This window comes from Solitalea lacus, assembly GCF_022014595.1.
GTDB classification, from domain to species: domain Bacteria; phylum Bacteroidota; class Bacteroidia; order Sphingobacteriales; family Sphingobacteriaceae; genus Solitalea; species Solitalea lacus.
Genome location: NZ_CP091740.1, coordinates 2,772,044 through 2,792,384 on the forward strand (window position 1 = coordinate 2,772,044; position 20,341 = coordinate 2,792,384).

The 20,341-nt window shown below is 37.7% G+C and carries 23 protein-coding genes; 6 read left to right on the top strand and 17 right to left on the bottom strand.

The annotated features are described in order from the left end of the window. Positions 1-14: 14 nt before the first annotated feature. The 4 genes from L2B55_RS11885 to L2B55_RS11900 form a co-directional block, all read right to left on the bottom strand. Positions 15-779: a metallophosphoesterase gene (locus tag L2B55_RS11885; protein WP_237845835.1), complete on the bottom strand. Its 765-nt coding sequence runs from the start codon at positions 777-779 to the stop codon at positions 15-17. A gap of 754 nt (positions 780-1,533) precedes the next feature. Further along, on the bottom strand, positions 1,534-2,613 hold the full coding sequence (locus tag L2B55_RS11890) for an IS110 family RNA-guided transposase (protein WP_237845150.1): 1,080 nt from the start codon (positions 2,611-2,613) through the stop codon (positions 1,534-1,536). A gap of 270 nt (positions 2,614-2,883) precedes the next feature. Beyond that, on the bottom strand, positions 2,884-4,581 hold the full coding sequence (locus L2B55_RS11895; protein ID WP_237845839.1) for a hypothetical protein: 1,698 nt from the start codon (positions 4,579-4,581) through the stop codon (positions 2,884-2,886). After that, a complete protein-coding gene (locus tag L2B55_RS11900; RefSeq protein WP_237845841.1) occupies positions 4,574-5,488 on the bottom strand; it encodes a HEPN domain-containing protein in 915 nt (304 codons plus the stop codon). The genes L2B55_RS11895 and L2B55_RS11900 overlap by 8 nt, the downstream gene beginning before the upstream one ends. A gap of 130 nt (positions 5,489-5,618) precedes the next feature. Between L2B55_RS11900 and L2B55_RS11905 the strand changes: the two genes are divergently transcribed. The 4 genes from L2B55_RS11905 (at position 5,619) to L2B55_RS11920 (ending at position 7,825) form a co-directional block, all read left to right on the top strand. Beyond that, the gene (locus L2B55_RS11905) at positions 5,619-5,942 is read left to right on the top strand and encodes a helix-turn-helix domain-containing protein (RefSeq protein ID WP_237845843.1); all 324 of its coding nucleotides are present in this window, start codon (positions 5,619-5,621) and stop codon (positions 5,940-5,942) included. A gap of 255 nt (positions 5,943-6,197) precedes the next feature. Next, positions 6,198-6,470, top strand: coding sequence for a restriction endonuclease subunit S (locus L2B55_RS11910; protein ID WP_237845849.1), 273 nt, complete (start codon positions 6,198-6,200; stop codon positions 6,468-6,470). Continuing rightward, a complete protein-coding gene (locus L2B55_RS11915) occupies positions 6,470-7,408 on the top strand; it encodes an ATP-binding protein (protein ID WP_237845850.1) in 939 nt (312 codons plus the stop codon). Before L2B55_RS11910 ends, L2B55_RS11915 begins: the two co-directional genes overlap by 1 nt. 60 nt (positions 7,409-7,468) lie before the next feature. Continuing rightward, entirely contained in the window at positions 7,469-7,825 is a 357-nt protein-coding gene (locus tag L2B55_RS11920; RefSeq protein ID WP_237845851.1) for an STAS-like domain-containing protein, read from the top strand. Positions 7,826-8,101: 276 nt separating this feature from the next. On the opposite strand, the gene L2B55_RS11925 is transcribed toward L2B55_RS11920, so the two are convergent. The 9 genes from L2B55_RS11925 to L2B55_RS11960 all read right to left on the bottom strand — a co-directional run bounded on the left by L2B55_RS11925 (position 8,102) and on the right by L2B55_RS11960 (position 14,253). Continuing rightward, entirely contained in the window at positions 8,102-8,788 is a 687-nt protein-coding gene (locus tag L2B55_RS11925; protein WP_237845852.1) for a transposase, read from the bottom strand. 11 nt (positions 8,789-8,799) lie between these two features. After that, positions 8,800-9,096, bottom strand: coding sequence for an IS110 family transposase (locus L2B55_RS19065; protein WP_420854524.1), 297 nt, complete (start codon positions 9,094-9,096; stop codon positions 8,800-8,802). Between the two features lie 6 nt (positions 9,097-9,102). Further along, positions 9,103-9,315: a hypothetical protein gene (locus L2B55_RS11930; RefSeq protein ID WP_237845854.1), complete on the bottom strand. Its 213-nt coding sequence runs from the start codon at positions 9,313-9,315 to the stop codon at positions 9,103-9,105. 63 nt (positions 9,316-9,378) lie between these two features. Further along, positions 9,379-9,714, bottom strand: coding sequence for a hypothetical protein (locus L2B55_RS11935; RefSeq protein ID WP_237845856.1), 336 nt, complete (start codon positions 9,712-9,714; stop codon positions 9,379-9,381). A gap of 191 nt (positions 9,715-9,905) precedes the next feature. Further along, on the bottom strand, positions 9,906-11,294 hold the full coding sequence (gene mnmE / locus L2B55_RS11940; RefSeq protein ID WP_237845864.1) for a tRNA uridine-5-carboxymethylaminomethyl(34) synthesis GTPase MnmE: 1,389 nt from the start codon (positions 11,292-11,294) through the stop codon (positions 9,906-9,908). Positions 11,295-11,338: 44 nt separating this feature from the next. Beyond that, on the bottom strand, positions 11,339-11,851 hold the full coding sequence (locus L2B55_RS11945) for a YdeI/OmpD-associated family protein (RefSeq protein WP_237845866.1): 513 nt from the start codon (positions 11,849-11,851) through the stop codon (positions 11,339-11,341). 58 nt (positions 11,852-11,909) lie between these two features. Then, a complete protein-coding gene (locus tag L2B55_RS11950; protein WP_237845868.1) occupies positions 11,910-12,686 on the bottom strand; it encodes a TIGR02757 family protein in 777 nt (258 codons plus the stop codon). 73 nt (positions 12,687-12,759) lie between these two features. Next, the gene (locus tag L2B55_RS11955; RefSeq protein ID WP_237845872.1) at positions 12,760-13,059 is read right to left on the bottom strand and encodes a YbaB/EbfC family nucleoid-associated protein; all 300 of its coding nucleotides are present in this window, start codon (positions 13,057-13,059) and stop codon (positions 12,760-12,762) included. 48 nt (positions 13,060-13,107) lie between these two features. Continuing rightward, positions 13,108-14,253 carry a trans-sulfuration enzyme family protein gene (locus L2B55_RS11960; RefSeq protein ID WP_237845873.1) on the bottom strand — a complete coding sequence of 382 codons (1,146 nt, stop codon included), beginning with the start codon at positions 14,251-14,253 and terminating at the stop codon, positions 13,108-13,110. Between the two features lie 407 nt (positions 14,254-14,660). Between L2B55_RS11960 and L2B55_RS11965 the strand changes: the two genes are divergently transcribed. Then, positions 14,661-15,533: a hypothetical protein gene (locus L2B55_RS11965; RefSeq protein WP_237845875.1), complete on the top strand. Its 873-nt coding sequence runs from the start codon at positions 14,661-14,663 to the stop codon at positions 15,531-15,533. 92 nt (positions 15,534-15,625) lie between these two features. Here the strand turns inward: L2B55_RS11965 and L2B55_RS11970 are convergent, their stop codons facing one another. The 4 genes from L2B55_RS11970 to pdxH all read right to left on the bottom strand — a co-directional run bounded on the left by L2B55_RS11970 (position 15,626) and on the right by pdxH (position 19,507). Further along, the gene (locus tag L2B55_RS11970; protein ID WP_237845877.1) at positions 15,626-16,987 is read right to left on the bottom strand and encodes an NAD-dependent succinate-semialdehyde dehydrogenase; all 1,362 of its coding nucleotides are present in this window, start codon (positions 16,985-16,987) and stop codon (positions 15,626-15,628) included. A gap of 71 nt (positions 16,988-17,058) precedes the next feature. Beyond that, positions 17,059-18,183, bottom strand: coding sequence for an NADH-quinone oxidoreductase subunit D (locus L2B55_RS11975; RefSeq protein WP_237850291.1), 1,125 nt, complete (start codon positions 18,181-18,183; stop codon positions 17,059-17,061). A gap of 84 nt (positions 18,184-18,267) precedes the next feature. Continuing rightward, the gene (locus L2B55_RS11980; RefSeq protein WP_237845879.1) at positions 18,268-18,768 is read right to left on the bottom strand and encodes an NADH-quinone oxidoreductase subunit C; all 501 of its coding nucleotides are present in this window, start codon (positions 18,766-18,768) and stop codon (positions 18,268-18,270) included. A gap of 82 nt (positions 18,769-18,850) precedes the next feature. Further along, a complete protein-coding gene (gene pdxH / locus L2B55_RS11985) occupies positions 18,851-19,507 on the bottom strand; it encodes a pyridoxamine 5'-phosphate oxidase (protein WP_237845881.1) in 657 nt (218 codons plus the stop codon). A gap of 182 nt (positions 19,508-19,689) precedes the next feature. Here pdxH and L2B55_RS11990 point away from each other — a divergent pair, with 182 nt between their 5' ends. Continuing rightward, entirely contained in the window at positions 19,690-20,250 is a 561-nt protein-coding gene (locus tag L2B55_RS11990; protein WP_237845883.1) for a YqgE/AlgH family protein, read from the top strand. Positions 20,251-20,341 lie beyond the last annotated feature (91 nt).

Genomic DNA, 20,341 nt, shown 5'->3' on the forward strand with positions numbered 1-20,341 from the left:
TATTATTCTGATTTTCATATTTCTAAGTATTTATTGGTTTCAAATAGCCGATGTTCGTTCTGTTGTACGTAACCCAACTGGTTGGTAATAATCTGCGTATTTCCAATGCTGAATTCAGAGGTATTGTTGTGGTGATGCCCGTACACCCAACACGCAGTGCCAGATGGTTCAATTAGGTCATGCAGTTCCACTGCAAAAGCTTCGTTCAGGACATCGCCTTTATATTGTACGGGGTAATTTAGAAAGGTAGGGCAATGATGGGTGAAAACAGCCACCTTTTCATCGTTCACCGTTTTGAACTCGTTTTGAATAAAGGTTAAACTCTCCTCATGTAATTGATTGTATTGTTCGGCTGAAAAGCGAAAGCCCTTGTGTTTGATCAGGTGAAAATCGTTCAGACTTCTTTCAATCTGCCATTGATGGCCGGGACTGATTTTGCTCCACAGGGTGGAGAATATAAACTTTGCTTTTCCATTTACCACTGTAGTATTATTCACCAAACACACATTGCTGCGGATTTTCTCATTCAACACACCACTTTTTTCGGCTATATCAAAGTAGTAATACTCATGATTGCCAGGCAGCCAGTAGGTGGTTTCAAAATGATCAGCCACATAACTAAAAAAATCTCGGTGTTTATTCATTTCGGCAAAAGGCACAATATCACCTGCCAATACTAATACGTCAGCCACTGGTTGCAAAGGATGCTGCTTCAGGAATTCCTTGTTGGCAGGAAATTCAAGATGGAGGTCGGATGCGTATTGGAGTTTGAGGAGCATTACCAATTATTTCTTCTTAAACTTACAGATAAAAACTTGTCAATTTCTGCATCAGAAAAATTTCAAGCAATCACTTCTTTTCGTAAGAATTTCAGCACAATTTTCGTGTATTGTGTGTGTGAACAAACTCTTCCATATATTTCTCTTATCTGAGATTCTATTAAGATTTTGTGTTCATTCATAATTCAATTTTGCTTTCGATCGGTTCAGCTTGATTTACACATTGAGGTGACGGATGACTTTCGGGTTTTCCCAATCTATATAACTCGGCCCCCTCAGAAGAGCTTAGTATCAAGTTTCTGTTCGTCAGCATCGGATCTTTGCTGATGGCTTCCTTCTATGTTGTAAAGCAAGAGATCTGGAAGTTTTTTTAATGATTACCTTTGTGATATAAATCCGAAGAGGAAGTGGGCGCTGCTGGAGAGCAACTCACCAGCAATAGGATTTATGACGGTGAATATAGCTTTGAAGCCCCACAATGACAGGGGCTTTTTTGCTGTATTCATTGTCCTAAATGGCTAAAGAAAACTCTCTTGCCCTGAATCTTCAGACACACCTGTCTTTTCAATGAACTAAAAGCCTATAAAAACATCCTTCTATTAGCAGAACCGGTAAATCGGGCTGCAATGCCGTGTTTAATTTTTTATAGATAGTGAGCTGTAGCCTTCAGATAGCAGATACAGAATGACCAGCACTGCAGGAAGCGTGTTATCAGTCTCAGATTAAAAGGATGTTTTTATATGGCGTTTTAGTTTTATTTAACCACTGCACACTCATATTCTTGTTTGTTTATTAATACATACCTGATTCTGTTGAGTAATTTCCGGGCTATTCTTACGATGGCCTTATTCGGTTCCATTCGCCGGCAATACTCATGAAAACTTTTAGTCAGTGCCGGATCCAGGCGTGCGGCTACCCATGCACTTTCAATCAGGGCGCTGCGCAGCACGCTATGCCCCCGTCGGGTGATAGTACCGGCTAGTTCTTTTTCCCCACTTGAATGCGTCGAGGGGATGAGTCCTATAAAACTGCAGAGTTGATCCGTGTTTTTAAACCGGTTAATCGTCTCCAGCTCGGTTAATAAGGTCATGGCCGTTAATAATCCGATGCCAGGGATACTTCGCAGTAAAGCGATGGCTTCCTGGTAAGTACCTGTTTTTGATAGCTCTAGTAAATGCCGGGTGAGTTGCAATACAGAGGCTCTCAAATGTTTCGCTTCTAAAATCATGGCCTGCAGGGCCGTTTTACTACTCTGCTCAGCCATAGCGATGCTTTCCAGCCAATCAACAAAAGGTTTCGACCAGTGGGACTGTTTTTTGGTGAAGGGCGCAGGTAGTTCAATGCCATGAAAGTACAGGAACGATTTTACCCGGTTTTTATACCGGGCAAGGTCCTTGGTCAGTATGGACCGGGTGCGAACTAAACAACGGTCCTCTAGGGTTTTACTGGAAGGAACATAAATCGGGATTAAGGCGCCACTTCTTAATGAGTGTGCGATTTTACGGCTATCCCTGGAATCCTCTTTTTGCACTTTTTCTTTATCGGTGGTGGGAATATCGGCAGGATTGACCACGATGGAGTGAATGCCCAGAGCCTCCAAGCGGTTATGGATCCAGTAGCCGCAGAAGCCTGCTTCGTAGGCGGAATGATAGGTGCCGCCGGGGAAATTCTGCCGGAGATACTGGTGTAATACTTCGGGTTTAGGTGGCTGCGAAAAGGTTTTATGGGTGAGCAGTTCAGTCATAACGGTAACCTGCCAGCTTTTTAAGTGCACGTCAAAACCAACATAAATGTTTTGACCGCTAAAATCTAATTGATTAACTTGTGGTTGCATAAGTTCCAGTGTTATAAAATTTTAGGGGTTCTTTCTTAAATTTACATAACTTCCTGGAACTTATTCCTTTACAAACATACGGCCTTCAGATTCGCAGTCACCCGCGACACCCTTGCCATTCGCTAGTACTTCCTGTCAACAGGCTGATTTTTCTTAAATCAGCTTGTAAAATAAACTAATTTAAGAGGTTGATAACTACGCGAATGGGCAGACGAATAATATTATGTTAAAAGTATAAAACTTGATAAATCATTTAAAAAAAATTAAGGCCTAAAGCATATCGACTATTTGCTTATTTGCTGTGGGCAATAACTCATCAAATCCTGTCACTCTTATTGTATGTTTTTCAATCATTTTTTTTACTCCTTTTATCCAGTTTTTATTGACGGCATTAAATGGCAATGAAAGAATTGGCTCTTTCTGCATTTTAAAATCGGGATGCAACGAAATAATCAGTTCTTTATAGACCTTCTCAATCATTAGATCACGTCGAGAAACTAGAAAATCGTTATCCTTCCTTCTAAAAAAGATGGTGCCATTTTGCAATACATTGCATTCCGTTCCATCTTCATAGCGCATGCAAGGTTCCAAGAATACCATGGTTTTCTGTTTTGAGAAATGAAGTACTGGCTGCTGGCAAAGAACTGTCTGATTTCGAATAGAGGGTTCTTTTTTCTCCTTTTGATCCCCTAACAGGGTCAACGGGTAGGCATTACTTAAATGGACTAAATAAGTTTCGTAAAAGACTTTGAAATGCTCTTTTAGAATAGAGAGTTTATAATCTGATTGATGAAATAACTCCATCAGTTCATCATCCAACAAGGATGATAATAAATACAAGCGATTCTTATTGTCAACAAGAAAGAAGGGAATACGCAAGTTGTTCAAATCTGCATACTGGTTGTTTATTTTAACCTTTAAGTGCAATAAATAATAATCACCTTTATCGTGCATGTAAAAGCAAAGTTGAGGCGTATCAAGTGAAAAGCGGCAAGCATGCATTTCATGCTTTCGGGGTTTGCCCTTTATGTTTTTCATTCCATAGGAGTAATGACGGTAAGTAAAACTTTGTTTTATGATTAATGGCAAAACTGCCTGCCAATAACCAAACAGCAACTTTTTCCGGGCTAGTTGTTCTTCATTTGTTTCTTTAACGAGATTATTCCCACCAGGTTGATTAAGCAATGCGATCTTTTGCATTTGCATGCAATAAGCATTTAATACCTGCTGCTCATCAGTATATTGTAAAACAGGTTCTTTTGCCAGCCCTTGTAAATAAGTTTCAAACGATACAACCGAAGAATTGTCTTTACTGACCTTCCCGCAAAAGGGAATTAAAAAAGGATAATGCTGAGAGTGAAAAGAGCGCAGATTGGTATGGGCCAGTGTATACCCAACAATCGTTTCACCAGCAAGTTGAGATTGTACAGAAGCAGGTGGAAGAAAGTCTGTATTGCAAGCTTCTATATCATTAAGTAAAGTAACTCCGGGACGAAAGAACTGCCCAAACTGTGGCTTAACCTGAATGTTAAAACTTGAATATGTTTTGCTGATGTTAAGAAACTTGTTTTTCTCTTTAGAAAACTCAGGCCAGTAATAAGGTTTAAAACAGGCAGCACCGCCAATAAATACATAACTGTTTAATCCAAAATAAGCATGACGACTTAAGGTCCGATAAACATCCATTTTGCTACACCATATCCATAAGGCTTTGGGGGTAACTTTTAAACAAAGTAATTCTTCAGTATCACCATGTATACTTACCAGTATTTTTAAGACGCTGTCTTTAAAAGCCAGTTCTTCGGTAGAAACGGAGACATAACGACGGTTATTTTGACGGTACTCAGAATGTTTATTGAGCGTCTCTTGAGTCAATGTAAAATCTTCATTCTCAAAAGGCAAAATATAGGGTTCAGTTAATTCAGTCAGATCGAAGTCCCACTGCATTTTTTTATTACGTTCAGCCATTACACACCTCCATTTCTAAAACGGCACTAGTAACTTCGGGTAAAGGTTCTTGCTTTTGGGCTTCTTTTTCAAAAACAGCAAGTTTGTTTTTGCAAAGAAGGTCTACACATTCTAAAAAAACACCTACTTTTTCATAAAGGAGGGAAGCATCCTGACTACTGGCATTGAAAGAATCTTTATAGCGTGCCGCCGAATAACTGTTATTAAGCAGTGTAAATAAACGTTGTTCTTCTTTAGTGTTTCTGGGAAATAAAACATCGGATTCTGTTAAAAAGCAATTACAGAGATCAAGCAGTCTTCCTAAATGATGTATATCAGTACGGTAGGCAATGTATACGCGGATTAAAGCGGCTAAAGATTGTTCCATTACCTGGTGCAAAATGAAAATAGCCACATTAAAATGACCGCTATCCAATGCTTCCATTGCAGCATTTAAAAAGCCTTTGGCCATCGGGAAACGATGTTCATAATGTTTTTTCGCTTTTTCAAGGGTTTGTTTTGGATTCAGATCCGGAACTATAACGGGTTGAAATAATCCGTCGGATGAATATAGTAAACAACCTTGATCTAAAACAGTAGTAAAAAAACGACTGTTTTTTAATATAGCTTCATAAATCGTTTCTTTTCCATGAGACAGAATAGTGATTTTGCCAGTGGTAAAGTGATAATTGACAAAGTCTTGTACCTGATGTTCAATTCGGGTGCTTTCAGTTGTGATCATCAGTAAGAAATAATCATAAACTGAATCCTCGCTTGAAGCTAAAAAACAACCAGAACACTGATTACTTGATCGGATCCTGCCAAAACAGAGAATTCGCTCTGGTTTGTATTTTTCGATAAGTTGTTTGATTAGTACTTGCAATTCTCCATCTTGATAATTGCAAGTGCGAATAAAATGCTTTTTCATAATCTAAGTGTTTTAAAGGTGATGCAATCAAAGTTCTGGGAGAATGAACCTGTAGCGAACCACAATGGGTTGTATTTTACAACCATCGAGTTGTTTCTTACTTAATTTAAAAGTTAATATATTTGAAAGTATGGAAGCATCAACACCTACACACAAATCCCATATTGGCCGTAAGATTAGCCGTATCCGTGAACTTAGAGGCATGAAACAGGAAGCTATGGCAGCTGAATTAGGCGTCAGCCAACAAGCTTTTTCTAAAATTGAGCAAAGTGAAACGATTGAAAACGATATTTTGGAAAAAGTGGCGAAAATTCTAGGAGTTACGCCTGAAGGGATTAAGAACTTTAGTGAAGAAGCTATATTTCAAATAATTAACAACACTTTTACCGATAGCAGTTCTAATAACAATAACTATTTGTGTTCAATCAATCCATTGGATAAAGTTATTGAGTAGTACGAACGCTTATTAGAAAGTGAAAAAGAAAAAGTGGTATTATTAAAAAAGCTTGTTGAAAAATAAGAGGAGGCTGGAGTAAGGAAGTACATTCCATCAGTTTGCTTATTTAGTTGGCGCACAACTTATTCATTATCTAATATATAAAGGCAATTAAATTGTCATTCATGCCAATTCTTGGTCGTCGATACCAAATATGGGACTGGTTCCTTTTTTATGAATCTTTATAAAGATATTTACAGACCATATTTTATAATGGTCTTTGGATCTGATTATTCAAAAAAATATCTACAAGGCATTTCAGTTGGATCAACAATGGATAACTTAAATCATAAGATTTTGAATAGCCTTCCAATCCCTCTTCCACCTTTTTCTGAGCAAAATCGCATTGTAACTAAACTGGAAAAATTGATGCAAATCTGTGATGAGTTGGAGCAAAGCATTTTAGAAAGCAAAACCCAAAACGAACAATTGTTGCAGCAGGTGTTAAAAGAGGTTTTAAGGCCTAAGGAATTGGAGGTGGGTTGATGAGAACCGAAGTGACAATAACGCTGCCTGAACGTTTTTCGGATAATTTTGGAGAACCCATTCAGCATATATTCAACTTGCTTATACAGTTAAATAGTGCAGTATTTCAACGTAATTTTACCTTAGATTATGGTAATGCAAAATTCACACATCCCTTTTATTCTCTGGCACTCCCTTTAATTAAGAAAAAGTTCGAACGTAAAGGGTATAACATTCAGATCTCTAGTGTTTTTGAAAAGGCGAATGTATCGGATTATATGTCTCGTATCGGATTCCCATTGGGTGTTGATCCTGAGAATATTCCTCAGCAGCAACTCGGTGATTACTTAATGCAGTTTCAAGATAAAAGCTATCTTCCGATTATTAATTTCCCAACAGGAAGCAGTACTCAAGTTGCGGAAATTAGGGATAAGTTTCTAAGCGCATTAAATAATTTAATTGCAAAACAATGTGGCTTATCCGGCTCAATTAAAACTGCAGTCATGTATTTGATTGATGAAGCCGTAAACAATATATTGCACCATGCTAATGATGACAAAGGGTATCTTTTAGCGCAGTTTTATCGTTCAAAAGGGTATATTGATATTGCAATTGGAGATATTGGAAGAACTCTATTGGAATCTTATCAAAATTTCGATAAGTATAAAAATGAAGTTACAAGCCACTTGCTTGCTATGGAAGCAGCCCTTGCAGGTAAGTCCACAAAGAGTAATAATGTAGATCGTGGCTATGGTATAAGTACTTCAAAGAAAATGTTGGTTGATGGAATAAACGGAAAGTATTTTTTATTTTCAGGTAATGTATTTACAATTCATACTTCAGAAACTGAAAATATAGTAGAATTGCCAGATCAAACTTTTTGGCAAGGCGTGCTTTTATTAATGCGAATACCAACTGTTGCTAGTTCAATATTCAATTATGTTGACTATTTAGAATAGAAATGGTTTTTTGGCCAGTTTTAGTTATCTTTGTAACCCTTAGAAAAAAGAGAAGATGTTATGATAGTTGCAGAAATTAGATTAACGGATCTTTTACCGAACACCTTAGATACTAGAGAAGGAGCCAGTAAATTGGTTCATGTAATTAAGGAAGAACTAAAAGATAATAACAAAATTGAATTAGATTTCTCTGATGTAGTTTTTATGTCTCGATCTTTTGCTGATCAATTTCATAAAGAAATTAATACAGGTGATAATAAATTTGATATTGTGTTTAAGAACATAGATTATAGTATTACCGAAATGCTGGCAATTGTTTCTAAGACACAAACACACAGGAAACCTATTAATAAATCATATCAAGTGCTATCATTCAATGAATTGAGTAAAATGAGTGATTTTATTTATGCCTGGTAAAAACTTATAAGAAAACTGCTCCCTAGAGCAGCTTTTTTTCTAAAAATTAGATATGCGTTTGCGGCCTGAAATACTCGTGTTCCTTGATGAATGGGCTGTATTTCACCCTTTCAGCCTTAGCCTACAAGTATAAGTCACCAACATTGTTATAGAATTATATTTTTTTCTTCGTGCTCAGGGCAACAACCGTTGGTTCTTAATGAAATAAATCAGTTTTATTTACAGGATTGATAATCACCAATAAAAGCCCGATCTTTATATTACTTTGAGACAGCCTTATTGATGGCTGAGCTCGTTCAAACGCTTGTGGTAATATGCCTCAAGCGTTTGCCTTTTTCTGGCTTCCCAGCGTTGCAGGTCCACTTCCCTGTATTCTACCTGATCTTTTAAGATAAAATAGACGGCTTTAATGATTTTATGCGCAATGGCCACAATTGCTTTTTTCGGCCCCCTTCGGACAACCAGCGCATGATACTTGCGTTGATAAAAAGTGTTTTTGGTATGCACAGCTGACCAAGCAGCCTCCACCAATGTGGTTTTTAAGAGCTTGTTGCCTTTTACGGTACGCTCACTTTTCTTTTTGCCGGCGCTTTCATTGTTGCCCGGACAAACCCCGGCCCAGGAGGCCAGGTGATGCTCATCGGGAAACGTCTGCACATTCGGTCCGATTTCTCCCAAAAGGTTCATGGCGATGGCCTCGCTTATCCCCGGAACCGTTTTTAACCGGTTCACTACTGCCCGATGTGTTTGTTTGTACAGGTCGATTCGGGTTTGGATGACTTCAATTTGCCCGTCGACGTCTTTGATTGCACTTTTAATAGCGCACAACATAAACCGATGATGGTCAGTCAAGCGTCCCGATAGGGCTTTGAGTAGTTCTGTTTTTTTGTTTTTAAGCATTCCTTTGGCTAGTTGGTATAATTGTTCGGGGTCGGTAAGGCCTTGAATAATGGCCTCTATCATCGCCGCGGCACTTACCCCCGTACATTGCTGACCACACTGGCCAGCTTGATGTTGCCATCCTGCAAAACTTTATGAAGCCGGTTCACATGCTCTACGCGTTGATTAATGAGCTTTTTCTTGTAGCGCACCAATTCTCGGAGTTCGCGAATAGATTGCTGGGGGATAAAACTGGGTTTTAGTAAGCCACTGGCCAGCAGTTTGGCAATCCAGGCACTATCCTTCTTGTCGGTTTTATGCCCAGGGACATTTTTAACATGCCGGGCATTGACCAGGATGACCCTGAAATGGGTGTCCAGAATCGTAAAAATCGGTTTTCAGTAAATCCCGGTACTCTCCATGGCCACATCGGTAACGCCTAAGGATTCAAGCCAGTAACAAAGGGATTCTAAATCCGGCGTGAAGGTGAGAAACGTACGGGTGCATTCTGTAATACCGGTACCTCTTACGGTTGCTACAACCGTTTTTTGATGAACGTCTAAACCACAGCAACGTTCGATTTGAAGAGGAAATTCAACAACTTGTTCCATGAGAAGTGTTTTAGGTAGTAACAATTTTCATGGCCGTTGGTGAATTCCCAATTCATGTATGTTTTATTTATAGTGACTACTAATTCCTTTTAAACTTTTCAAAGAGCATGTCCCAACGGGATCGGCCAAATTAAAAGCTGTTTGAATTAATGAAATATTGTACCCAATTGCAACCCCTTCATTTTTAATATTAATTGAACTTTCTGATACAGTTGCATATTCCGAGCAGATATTCATAACTTCTTCCATAGCTGGTTGATTGAAAAGTGTTTCTCCAGCTTTTGCCCCAGAAAATCTACAGGCATAGACAACCGGCACGCCTACAACAGTAGGTTCACTTTGGGTGTTGACGAGAGTAACATTTCCGTAATCAATACCAATTACCATTAAATGATTCAACCTCAGGAGAAAAGTATTGAGGCAACATAGTAGGAACCTAATTTTCAACATTGTTGTTCCAAAAGATCCGAAGTTTTTGCCATCTAGGAAAATTTCAAATTCGATAACCTCGACACCATCCTTAGGAGTTATGAAAGCTTGATAGCTATATAGCTATTTTACAATATTTATTATTCGTTTATTTTGTAGGCTTACTTTCCGATACAAAATCTTGTAAAAATTGAATCCAGCAAGTCTTCATTTGATATATCGCCAGTTATTTCACCTAAATGATGTAATGCTCGCTTAATTTCAAAGGCCAATAATTCACCTCCAAATGGCTGATCCATCAAGTGCAGGGTGTCATCTAATGCTTCATTAGTTTTTTGCAGGGCCTCCAGGTGACGAACATTTGAAATCATCGTTTCATCATTATTCAACTGATCTACATGTGCTTTGTGCAATAAGGTTTCAGTGAATTGATCTAGGTGCACTTTATCTCTGGCTGAAATAAATAAAACTCCATTAAGTTCTTTGTAACGTTTTTTCCATTCCTGCTCGTTACCTTTATCCAATTTATTGGCTACCAACAATATTGATTCAGCTGAAGTATGTTTGGATAATTCCAGAACAATTTCGCCCAACTCTTTAGCATCGGTTTCTTCCGGATCAAACAAATAAATTACTACGGCAGATTGACGAATTTTTTCGTATGCTTTTTCAACCCCAATGGCTTCAATCTTGTCTGAAGTTTCCCGAATACCGGCAGTATCAATAAAACGGAAATTGATGCCACCAATATTGATTTCATCTTCAATAGTATCACGCGTTGTACCGGCAATTTCAGAAACAATAGCTCTTTCCTCGTTCAACAACGCATTCAATAAAGTTGATTTTCCTACATTCGGTTTACCCGAAATTACTACCGGAATGCCATTTTTTATGGCATTTCCTAAGTCAAAAGAAGAAATAAGTTTACGTATTACACTCTGAATGCTGTTAATCAAAGCTTTTAGCTGAGGGCGGTTGGCGAATTCTACATCTTCCTCTGAAAAATCGAGTTCGAGTTCTATTAACGCTGCAAAGTCAATCAGCTGCTGACGCAAAACTTTCAGTTCATTTGAAAAACCGCCTCGTAGCTGACGTAAGGCCATATTGTGCGATGCCTCAGTGCGGCTGGCAATTAAATCGGCAACAGCTTCGGCCTGAGATAAATCTAGCTGACCGTTTAAAAAAGCGCGTAATGTAAACTCACCAGGCTTTGCTGTACGAGCCCCATTTTTTATAAACAGGTTGATTAGCTTTTGGATAATGTATGGCGAAGCGTGACAAGAAACCTCAACAGAATTCTCGCGGGTATAAGAATGGGGTGCTACAAACACAGTTGCCAAAACCTCGTCAACAATTACATCATTTTCACGAATGGTTCCAAAATGAACCGTATGAGAGGTTTGTTTCTCCAAGTTTTTTCCAAAGAAAACCTTATTACAAATTTTAATTGCATCAGGGCCTGAAAGTCGGATAACAGCTATAGCTCCGGTTCCTGATGGTGTGGCTAATGCAACTATGGTATCTTCAGCAAAAGGAGTGGTTTGTAACATGCGTTTTGATTTGTGGCAAAGATAAGAGATTGAACAGTGCAGCTTTAAAGTTTTTTGGCTTTTTCGGCACGCAACATCTCCCCAAATGTAAGGTTATAAATCATTGCATTTACTGTTAGCGCAATGCGTTTAATACGCGTAGGCTCAGTTTTAGCACTGTTAACCCAATTAATAAAATAGTTTTGATTTGATTTGTTTAAACTTTCAAATTGAACTATAGCTTCAGGCTCGTCGCAAAGGCAGGTATATAAATCTTCAGGTATTTCTATTTTAAAATCAACGTCTTCCTCTAACTCAACGTGGAGCATTGAACCTTCACTTTTGCCTAATTTTTTACGCAATTGTGCATTCAAACTTAGAATAAAATTACCCGAACCGACAGGCAACAAGGCCATTCCATAAACCGGAGTAGAATCCAATCGTCCCCTAACTCTCATTTCCTTTTTGTTACCCGGTTTAATTTCATTAGCAACGTCTGCGGGAACATCAATATAAGTCCAGCCTGTTTTTTCACCCTTCTGTTTATATTTAAAAACGACTGCTTCAAAGGCCACCATGTTGTAAAGGTTATGTTTAGACGTATACTCTAAAATCGTAAATCCGAAGTCTTATTAATTAAAATTTCTCTTCAATTCCCAAACCAAATAAGGCGAAATCATACTTCACCGGATCATTAGGATCCAGCAATCTTAGGTTTTCACTAAGTTCGAGTGTTGTTTGCCAATCAACTTGTTTACGTGTAATTAAACCAAGTTTACGTGCAACCCGTTCAACATGTAAGTCAAGAGGACAAAGCAAATTTTTCATCTCAATATTATCCCAAATACCAAAATCTACTCCTTTATCATCCTTTCTGGCCATCCACCTTAAAAACATATTTAATCGTTTACAAGTAGATTTGTTATTCGGACTGGTAACATGTTTTCGGGTACGATGCGGATAGTCGGGCAGGGAGAAGAAATAAGTTTGAAAATGATTCAAACTATCTTCAACTGTCAATCCATCAGGTTTGTTTTGAGGGATAAATGCATGTTCTAAGCTGTTATGGTTATTATAGTGCTGCCTGAAAAATTCAATAAAATAAAGCGTATCGGTAGCATTGAAGGTGCGATGTTTAAAATGCAGAAATCGCTTTAAATCCTTTTCATCACATTGAGTAATAAACTGGTGGGGGACACCATCCATCAGTTCAATTAGTTCTTTACACTTTTTAATAATAGTAACCCGTTGCCCCCAAGCTAAAATGGAAGCCCAAAAACCCATTATTTCTATATCCTGTTTTTGGGAAAATAAATGCGGAATACAAATAGGGTCATTTTTTATAAATCCGGGCTGATTGTATTGCGCTACTTTTGAATCGAGAAAAGGCTTTAAATCTAAAATCCTGGGCATTTTGAGGAATAAAAAATTGAGGGTTAAAATTACGTACTTCTAACCCTCAACTCAACATCTTAGCTATTATTTATTAAAATCCTAAATTTCCTAATCCGGGAATATTAGGCATTATCGACTTCATTTCTGCGGCCATAAGCTGTTCGGCCTGTTCAAGTGCTCTGTTTACAGCAACTGTTATCAACTCTTCCACTTCTTCACGATCACGCACATTAAATACGCTTGGATTGATTTTGATATCCATTACCTTACGATTGCCGTTACAAGTAACCACAACAGCTCCATTTTCCACTTCTCCGGTAACAGTAATAGTTTCTAACCTGTTTTTAATTTCCTCTGCTTTTTTCTTGGCCTCAAATAAATTTCCTAACATGTTAAATTGATTTTAGAACAAAGATACAAGATTACAAGCGTTGAACACTTAAACTAATGAAAGTGCTTTATCTAGATCCGCTATTAAATCTCCCACATCTTCAACACCCACACTTAAACGAATAAGCGTATCTGTAACTCCACTCTTTAATCGTTCTTCCTTAGGAATAGAAGCATGTGTCATAGAAGCCGGATGACCGATTAATGATTCAACACCACCCAATGATTCTGCTAACGAAAATAGGTGAGTACCACTTAACACTTTCATTGCATCTTCTAAATGATCCCCTTTTAAAGAGAATGACATCATTCCGCCGAAATCAAGCATTTGTTGTTTTGCAATTTGATGATTAGGATGATCTTCAAACCCTGGCCAATAAACTTTATCGACCTTAGCGTGATTACGTAGAAAATGAGCTATCGCTTTACCATTTTCGCTATGGCGCTGCATACGAAGATGAAGGGTTTTTATACCTCGCAAAACCAAAAAGCAATCCTGCGGCCCGGGAGTTGCTCCACATGCATTCTGAATAAAGGCAATGCGTTGTGCCAACTCATCATCATTTACCACCAAGGCGCCCATTACAACATCAGAGTGCCCAGACATATATTTGGTTAAAGAATGCATCACCAAATCTGCACCCAAATCCATTGGATTTTGTAGATAAGCCGAAGCAAATGTATTATCAACCCCTAACAAGATATTATGCTTTTTAGCAATAGCAGCACAAGCTTTAATATCTATAATTTTTAAAGTAGGGTTGGTCGGTGTTTCAATCCAAATAAGTTTAGTATTCGATGTAATATAGTTTTCAATATTGGCGGCATCTTCCATGCCGATAAAATGAAACTTTAACCCATAATTCTGGTAAACCTTCGTAAAAATACGATAGGTTCCGCCATATAAATCATTGGTACAAATTATCTCATCACCAGGATTGAACAACTTCATTACTGTATCTATTGCCCCCATACCGGTACTAAAACAGAAACCATGTTTAGCGTTTTCAAGAGCTGCTATATTATCCTGTAATTGAGCACGTGTAGGGTTTTGTGTACGTGCATACTCATATCCTTTGTGTTTTCCAGGAGCTTCTTGTACATAAGTAGAAGTTTGAAAAACCGGTGTCATGATGGCTCCGGTTGATGGATCAGGAAAAACACCTGCATGAATGGCTTTAGTACCGAATTTCATATCAATAAAGTTAAGATTAATTAATTACGTATTAAGGTAAATAAAAATGTGGCAATAAATTTGAGTAATCCGTTTCATTAAATTAGAAATGAATTTCATCTAATTACCACGCAAAAGAAAGAAAAACATTTCAAATTAAATTCAACTTTAACGTTCAGGGAGATTTATTGTTAAAACCGTTAAAGCCATTGAATTATAATGATGATCAATCTTAACCTACTTATAGTAAAGAGTCCAAGTAAACCTTGGGCTCTTTCATTTATAAAAAAATTTATTTACTATTATTCAACTATTTAAACTCTTATATTCACAATAATTAAAAAAACGAAACGTATTTTTTTATCCATCGTTAAACTATTCAGAATACTTTGAGTCTGAACAAGTAAACTAACCAACTGTTAATAATTATGAAACTTATCTCCACTAAATCATTGATCCTTGCAAGTGCACTTGCCTTAACATTTACCGCATGTAAAAAAGATGAAAATCCTGATCCTCAATCAAGCGAAGTCAGCGCTGTTGACAATCAGGCTGCAGATGATTTATCAACTGATGTTTTCGACCAGTTTAACATGACTATTCAGGAAAAAAACTATACTACAAGCAGTGCTTTTTCCAAATCGGTTGAAGAAACAACTCCAAATTTAACTACTCGTAAAACAAGCGGAATTGTAACAATAGTACCAACTCCTGGAACAATTTTTCCTGTAAAAATTACCATTGACTTTGGTACAGGTACTCCAGATCCGAATAACGCAAATATTATACGCAAAGGAAAAATTGTAGGTACCTTAACTAATTACTGGATGGTTAAAGATGCTGAGTTACGCGTCGAAATGGTAGATTACTATGTTAACGGAGTACAAGTGACCGGCACCAAAACATTTACCAGCAACGGGTTTAATCAGACAACCAATTGTTTTTCTTACAAAGTTAAAGTTGACAGAGCTCGTATTTCAGAGGATGGCAAAACCTTTACCTGGAGTGCAGAAAGAACTGTTTCTTACTTTACAAGTGGAACTCCTTTAGACCTTAGAGATGATTACATTACTTTGACCGGTTCAACTTCAGGAATTAACAGAAGAGGAGTGGAGTTTACAACCACCATTACTACTGAACTTAAGAAACCTGTTATTTCTCGTTGGATTGTTTCAGGTGTTATCGAACACAAATCAAGCAAATTACCAACTATTACTTTAGACTATGGTAATGGTACCATCGATAACAAAGCTACACTAACCGTAAACGGAAAAACTACTGAAATCACTTTACGTAAGTAGTCAGTAAAAATATAAAGAGAAACTCCCGGTCAAATTAATAATTGACCGGGAGTTTTTATTTTTAAGTAATATTAAGCTACTTTTTTGATAGACTAAGCAATAAAAACAGTCTTAATATTAACAAATTCATGAATGCCAAATAAACTTAGTTCTCTTCCGAAACCTGATTCTTTAATGCCTCCAAAAGGCAATCGAGGATCAGACTTAACCAATGCATTTACAAAACATGAACCTGCCTGAAGCCTTGTTTCTGCTATAGATTCACCCCTGGCAACATCTTTGGTAAATACCGCACTGCCTAAACCAAAAGAGGTATCATTCGCAACCCGAATAGCATCCTCCTCATTTTCAACCGAAAACAATAATGCTACGGGACCGAAAAACTCTTCTTTATAGGCAAAATTATCCGGTTTTATATTAGTTAAAATAGTAGGAGGGTAGAACGCCCCCGGGATTTGAGGAATATAGCCGCCGAGCAAACATTCAGCACCATCAGCAATACTCTTCTGAACCTGATCATGCAATTGATCTCTTAAATCAATCCTAGCCAAGGGACCTATTGCTATTTCTTTTTGCAATGGATCTCCAAAACTTTTGGCTGCCATTAAGTTTATAAACTTTGCTGTAAATTCTTCTGCAACTTCTTTCACAACTATAAACCGTTTTGCAGCAATACAGCTTTGTCCACTATTTATTAAACGGCTGTTTACACATATTTCAACCGCTTTATCAATATCTGCATCATCCAAAATTATATAAGCGTCGCTACCGCCCAGCTCTAAAACAGTTTTTTTAATTAGGCTGCCTGCTTTAGCTGCTACCTTTTTACCTGCTTCCGTACTACCTGTTAAAGTAACCGCTTTTATTTTAGGATGTTCAATAACATGGTCAACTTCCTTTGCGCCAATAAGGAGGGTATGAAATAGTCCTTGAGGGAATCCAGCCTCATTCATTATTGATTCGATGGCCAAAGCACAGCCGGGCACGTTAGAAGCATGCTTTAAAACAGCGGCATTGCCTGCCATTAAGGCTGGACATAAAAACCGAAACACTTGCCAAAAAGGAAAGTTCCAGGGCATTATGGCCAGTATTACACCCAAAGGCTGAAAACTCACAAAACTTTTTTGAGCTTCAGTTTCTATTAATTGTTTTTTGAGATAATCAGCTGCATGCTGAGCATAATATTCACTACAAAAAGCGCATTTTTCTATTTCAGCCAACCCTTGATTATAGGGTTTGCCCATTTCTAAGGCCATGAGTTCTGCCAACTCATCTTTACGACTTCGCAAAACATCAGCTAATTTTAAAAGCAATGCAGAGCGATGTTCAAATGAAGTTGTTTTCCATCTATTAAAGGCCTCATCTCCCGAGGTTATTTTTGTGGCAACTTCAACTGCTGTATGTGTGGTAAAGGTTTTTATGATTTCGCTGTTAAGCGGGTTTATTGATTGCATATTATTTAGAATTAAGCAGAGAATTTCAATAAGTATTTTCTAAAGCAGATAGTTGTATACTGGCATTAATATCATCGATCCACTTCACCCAAAACGAAATCCATTGATCCTAAAATGGCAATTAAATCTGCTATCATGCAGCCTTTGGATATTTCATTAACTACAGATAAGTTATTAAAACTTGGACCACGAGATTTTACCCTAAAAGGAATTTCTCGCTTGCCATCAGCTATGAAATAAAAGCCAAGCTCTCCTTTAGGATTTTCGGCCCTTACATAGAAATCCTGAGCTTTTGGAGTACACTTACGCGGAAGTTTAGCCCGAGGGTCGAACTCTTTATCCCTTTTAAGTTCTTTGGTTAATCTTTCCAAACATTGCTCAACAATTTTAACCGACTGCTCTATTTCATCAACCCTAACTTTATAACGATCCCAACAATCACCAACGGTACCCATTTCACCTTTTCCAACAGGAATATCAAATTCAATTTCAGGGTAAGCCGAGTATTCATCTATACGACGTAAATCATACTTTAAACCTGATGCACGCAACATAGGCCCTGAAACCCCATAATTTATGGCTACATCTAATGGCAACACCCCAACATTGGCGGTACGATCAATAAATATTTGATTGTGAGTTAATAGACCATTCAACTCACCCATTTTAGGTTTGAAATAGTTAATAAACTCTTTACAACGATCTTCAAAACCTACCGGCAAATCGTAAAATAAACCACCCACCCATATATAATTATACAACATTCTCGCGCCCGAAGCCCATTCGAGTAAATTCATAATGTGCTCACGATCACGAAAACACCACATAAAAGGTGTAAAAGCACCAATATCAATTCCGTAAGTTCCTATCGCAATAAGATGGGAGGCTATACGATTAAGCTCACAAACTAAAACACGTATATATTCAACCCGTTTTGGAATATCCTTATCTATGCCCAACATCCGTTCAACACCCATTACAAAACCATGGTTGTTATTCATTGATGCCAAATAATCCATACGATCTGTGTATGGAATAATTTGTGGATAGGTAAGCGACTCGCAATGCTTCTCAAAACAACGGTGAAGATATCCCAAATGTGGTATCACCTCTACTATTATCTCACCATCGGTAATGAGCTCTAAACGCAAAACACCATGTGTGGAAGGATGTTGTGGCCCCATGTTAAGGATCATCTCTTCCGACTTTAAATTATTGATGCGCTCGTGATATTTATTTAATGCTGTAGTCAAAACGAAGTTTTTAGACTGTAAAAACGATTAATAATCAATCTTAATACCCTTGTACTCGGCGGCGGTTTTATAATCTTTCCTTAAAGGATAACCTTCCCAGTCATCAGGAAGGAGGATTCTTCGCAAATCAGGGTGACCTTCAAAGTTGATTCCAAATAAATCATACGCTTCGCGTTCATGCCAGTCGGCAGTACGCCAAACCTCTGAAACCGTTGGAAAGGAGGGCAGGTCATTACTTTCCCTGTCAAAGTCACACTCAACTTTTAAGGTTAATTGTTTTTTGTAAGGAATAGATGAAAGATGATAAACAACTCCCATTTTTTTCAACTCTAAACCATAATCAACCCCGGAAAGGCAGGAAAGAAAATCGAAGTATGTGAGTTCATTATCTCTTAATTCACGACATACATCGGCTATCATTTCCTTTTTTATGGTGAGAGAAGGTTGTAAACCATCAGCCTGTTCAGCAACAATTACCTCATTTCCAAATTTATCAATGAGCAATTGCTTGATTTCGTTAAAATCCATATCGTCAAAAATAGGATATTTCAGCTATTAACCCACAAGGTTAATAGAGTATTTGATTATAAATTTAGGAAACAATTGAGCATTAAGGAGCCAGACGCTGAATTTTCCAATTACCATCTGCTTCTAAAATATACTGAATTCGGTCGTGTAAACGACTAGGGCGTCCTTGCCAAAATTCAATTGAAGAAGGTTTCAGTAAATATCCTCCCCAGTATTCGGGTTTAGGTAAAACCTCCTGGTTTGCATACTGATTTTCCAGTTCAGCAAGCTTATTTTCCAAAACTTCCCGATCGGCAATTACTGTACTTTGCTCGGAAACCCATGCCCCAAGCTGGCTGCCTTTAGGACGAGTTTGGTAATAGCGGGTAGATTCATCTAAAGAGACTTTTTCAATTACCCCTTCAATAATTATTTGCCGTTGTAACTCTAACCAAAAGAAAGAAATGCAGGCAAAAGGATTTTGTCGCAATTCGTGTCCTTTACGACTGTTATAATTTGTGAAAAATGTAAATCCTTCGTCAGAAAACCCTTTAAGCAATACAACCCGGGCAGATGGCTTTCCCAGAGAGGTTGCCGTTGACAAGGTTAGTGCATTAGGCTCTAAAATACCTGATTGCATGGCTTCATTGAACCATAATTCAAACTGGCGAAAGGGATCTGAATTAACATCTTTTTCTGATAAGGATCTGGCGCTGTATTCCTGGCGCAAATTCTCTAAGGTAGTTTTTTCGAGGTTCATACAACAAAATTAGGTATTCAACAGTTGATAACAATGACATTAATCAGGAAAATCAGGTTGTAATTTTGTCAATAAAATTTTCGATATTTTTTGTATTTTAAAGTTGAAACTACTGAGTTAAGACAAGGTCCTTTTAAACAATTACATCAGGTTCATTTTATTAACTTATTCCATTTAAGTTTATGCTCAATCTTATAAAACCTACAGCCGGCAAAATGCTGATTTCGGAGCCATTTATGTCGGACCCCAATTTTAAGCGCTCTGTTGTGTATCTGACTGAACATAACGAACAGGGAAGCGTGGGTTTTGTTTTAAATCAAAAAACCGAATTAACTTTAAATAATTTGGTTGACGATATAGAGGAGGCTGATTTTCCGGTTTATATTGGAGGGCCAGTCGGAAATGACAGCTTGCATTACATACATACTATAAATGATTTAGATGGCTGCGTATCGGTTGATAATGGCATTTACTGGGGAGGCAATTTTGAACTGTTAAAAATATTAATTCAAGCCGGCAAGGTTGAACGTAATGAGATTAGATTTTTTATCGGCTATTCGGGCTGGGGAGAAACACAATTACAGGATGAACTTGATGAAAATGCATGGCTTGTTGCGGAAACAAACAAAGATTTCCTTTTCGGAGAAAGCAACGAGCGAGAACTTTGGGCACACGCAGTAAAGAGTTTAGGTGAAAAGTTTGCCATGATAATTAACTTTCCCGAAAATCCACGATTCAATTAAGGTTACATTTATACATTTTACAATAGTTTTCACTAAAAACTACGATTAAAGGATAAAATCATACCTCTAAAATCGTACTTCTAAAATTGTA

Coding starts and splice junctions, on each gene's coding strand:
- L2B55_RS11885 (WP_237845835.1), bottom strand. CDS start 779: ATGCTCCTCAAACTCCAATACGCATCCGACCTCCATCTTGAATTTCCT.
- L2B55_RS11890 (WP_237845150.1), bottom strand. CDS start 2,613: ATGCAACCACAAGTTAATCAATTAGATTTTAGCGGTCAAAACATTTAT.
- L2B55_RS11895 (WP_237845839.1), bottom strand. CDS start 4,581: ATGGCTGAACGTAATAAAAAAATGCAGTGGGACTTCGATCTGACTGAA.
- L2B55_RS11900 (WP_237845841.1), bottom strand. CDS start 5,488: ATGAAAAAGCATTTTATTCGCACTTGCAATTATCAAGATGGAGAATTG.
- L2B55_RS11905 (WP_237845843.1), top strand. CDS start 5,619: ATGGAAGCATCAACACCTACACACAAATCCCATATTGGCCGTAAGATT.
- L2B55_RS11910 (WP_237845849.1), top strand. CDS start 6,198: ATGGTCTTTGGATCTGATTATTCAAAAAAATATCTACAAGGCATTTCA.
- L2B55_RS11915 (WP_237845850.1), top strand. CDS start 6,470: ATGAGAACCGAAGTGACAATAACGCTGCCTGAACGTTTTTCGGATAAT.
- L2B55_RS11920 (WP_237845851.1), top strand. CDS start 7,469: ATGATAGTTGCAGAAATTAGATTAACGGATCTTTTACCGAACACCTTA.
- L2B55_RS11925 (WP_237845852.1), bottom strand. CDS start 8,788: ATGATAGAGGCCATTATTCAAGGCCTTACCGACCCCGAACAATTATAC.
- L2B55_RS11930 (WP_237845854.1), bottom strand. CDS start 9,315: ATGGAACAAGTTGTTGAATTTCCTCTTCAAATCGAACGTTGCTGTGGT.
- mnmE (WP_237845864.1), bottom strand. CDS start 11,294: ATGTTACAAACCACTCCTTTTGCTGAAGATACCATAGTTGCATTAGCC.
- L2B55_RS11945 (WP_237845866.1), bottom strand. CDS start 11,851: ATGGTGGCCTTTGAAGCAGTCGTTTTTAAATATAAACAGAAGGGTGAA.
- L2B55_RS11950 (WP_237845868.1), bottom strand. CDS start 12,686: ATGCCCAGGATTTTAGATTTAAAGCCTTTTCTCGATTCAAAAGTAGCG.
- L2B55_RS11955 (WP_237845872.1), bottom strand. CDS start 13,059: ATGTTAGGAAATTTATTTGAGGCCAAGAAAAAAGCAGAGGAAATTAAA.
- L2B55_RS11960 (WP_237845873.1), bottom strand. CDS start 14,253: ATGAAATTCGGTACTAAAGCCATTCATGCAGGTGTTTTTCCTGATCCA.
- L2B55_RS11965 (WP_237845875.1), top strand. CDS start 14,661: ATGAAACTTATCTCCACTAAATCATTGATCCTTGCAAGTGCACTTGCC.
- L2B55_RS11970 (WP_237845877.1), bottom strand. CDS start 16,987: ATGCAATCAATAAACCCGCTTAACAGCGAAATCATAAAAACCTTTACC.
- L2B55_RS11975 (WP_237850291.1), bottom strand. CDS start 18,183: ATGATCCTTAACATGGGGCCACAACATCCTTCCACACATGGTGTTTTG.
- L2B55_RS11980 (WP_237845879.1), bottom strand. CDS start 18,768: ATGGATTTTAACGAAATCAAGCAATTGCTCATTGATAAATTTGGAAAT.
- pdxH (WP_237845881.1), bottom strand. CDS start 19,507: ATGAACCTCGAAAAAACTACCTTAGAGAATTTGCGCCAGGAATACAGC.
- L2B55_RS11990 (WP_237845883.1), top strand. CDS start 19,690: ATGCTCAATCTTATAAAACCTACAGCCGGCAAAATGCTGATTTCGGAG.